General features: G+C 52.5%; 1 tRNA gene and 1 rRNA gene. Both read left to right on the top strand.

The features are described from left to right. Nucleotides 1–30 precede the first annotated feature (30 nt). Nucleotides 31–1,559: ribosomal RNA gene (locus BMX85_RS29805) — 16S ribosomal RNA — on the top strand. 80 nt (nt 1,560–1,639) lie between these two features. After that, nucleotides 1,640–1,716, top strand: a tRNA-Ile gene (locus tag BMX85_RS29800). Nucleotides 1,717–1,721: the final 5 nt, after the last annotated feature.

Raw genomic sequence — 1,721 nt, 5'->3', positions numbered from 1 at the left:
GCCGGTAAAACGGCAAAAGTAACAGAGATTAAACTGAAGAGTTTGATCCTGGCTCAGATTGAACGCTGGCGGCATGCCTTACACATGCAAGTCGAACGGCAGCGCGGGGCAACCTGGCGGCGAGTGGCGAACGGGTGAGTAATATATCGGAACGTACCCTGGAGTGGGGGATAACGTAGCGAAAGTTACGCTAATACCGCATACGATCTAAGGATGAAAGTGGGGGATCGCAAGACCTCATGCTCCTGGAGCGGCCGATATCTGATTAGCTAGTTGGTAGGGTAAAAGCCTACCAAGGCATCGATCAGTAGCTGGTCTGAGAGGACGACCAGCCACACTGGAACTGAGACACGGTCCAGACTCCTACGGGAGGCAGCAGTGGGGAATTTTGGACAATGGGCGCAAGCCTGATCCAGCAATGCCGCGTGAGTGAAGAAGGCCTTCGGGTTGTAAAGCTCTTTTGTCAGGGAAGAAACGGGTCTTTCTAATACAGAGATCTAATGACGGTACCTGAAGAATAAGCACCGGCTAACTACGTGCCAGCAGCCGCGGTAATACGTAGGGTGCAAGCGTTAATCGGAATTACTGGGCGTAAAGCGTGCGCAGGCGGTTTTGTAAGTCTGTTGTGAAATCCCCGGGCTCAACCTGGGAATGGCAATGGAGACTGCAAGGCTAGAGTTTGGCAGAGGGGGGTAGAATTCCACGTGTAGCAGTGAAATGCGTAGATATGTGGAGGAACACCGATGGCGAAGGCAGCCCCCTGGGTCAAAACTGACGCTCATGCACGAAAGCGTGGGGAGCAAACAGGATTAGATACCCTGGTAGTCCACGCCCTAAACGATGTCTACTAGTTGTCGGGTCTTAATTGACTTGGTAACGCAGCTAACGCGTGAAGTAGACCGCCTGGGGAGTACGGTCGCAAGATTAAAACTCAAAGGAATTGACGGGGACCCGCACAAGCGGTGGATGATGTGGATTAATTCGATGCAACGCGAAAAACCTTACCTACCCTTGACATGGATGGAATCCCGGAGAGATTTGGGAGTGCTCGAAAGAGAACCATCACACAGGTGCTGCATGGCTGTCGTCAGCTCGTGTCGTGAGATGTTGGGTTAAGTCCCGCAACGAGCGCAACCCTTGTCATTAGTTGCTACGAAAGGGCACTCTAATGAGACTGCCGGTGACAAACCGGAGGAAGGTGGGGATGACGTCAAGTCCTCATGGCCCTTATGGGTAGGGCTTCACACGTCATACAATGGTACATACAGAGCGCCGCCAACCCGCGAGGGGGAGCTAATCGCAGAAAGTGTATCGTAGTCCGGATTGTAGTCTGCAACTCGACTGCATGAAGTTGGAATCGCTAGTAATCGCGGATCAGCATGTCGCGGTGAATACGTTCCCGGGTCTTGTACACACCGCCCGTCACACCATGGGAGCGGGTTTTACCAGAAGTAGGTAGCTTAACCGTAAGGAGGGCGCTTACCACGGTAGGATTCGTGACTGGGGTGAAGTCGTAACAAGGTAGCCGTATCGGAAGGTGCGGCTGGATCACCTCCTTTCTAGAGTGGCACGAATCATGTAAATGATTCACTCATCAAGCGTTCACACTTATCGACTGTCAATATAAAGAACAGCATTTGGGGCTGTAGCTCAGCTGGTTAGAGCACCGTGTTGATAACGCGGGGGTCGTTGGTTCGAGTCCAACCAGCCCTACCAGTTTT

The organism is Duganella sp. CF517, assembly GCF_900110275.1.
Classification (GTDB): Bacteria; Pseudomonadota; Gammaproteobacteria; order Burkholderiales; family Burkholderiaceae_D; genus Rugamonas.
This window is presented reverse-complemented; position numbering and strand designations above follow the sequence as displayed.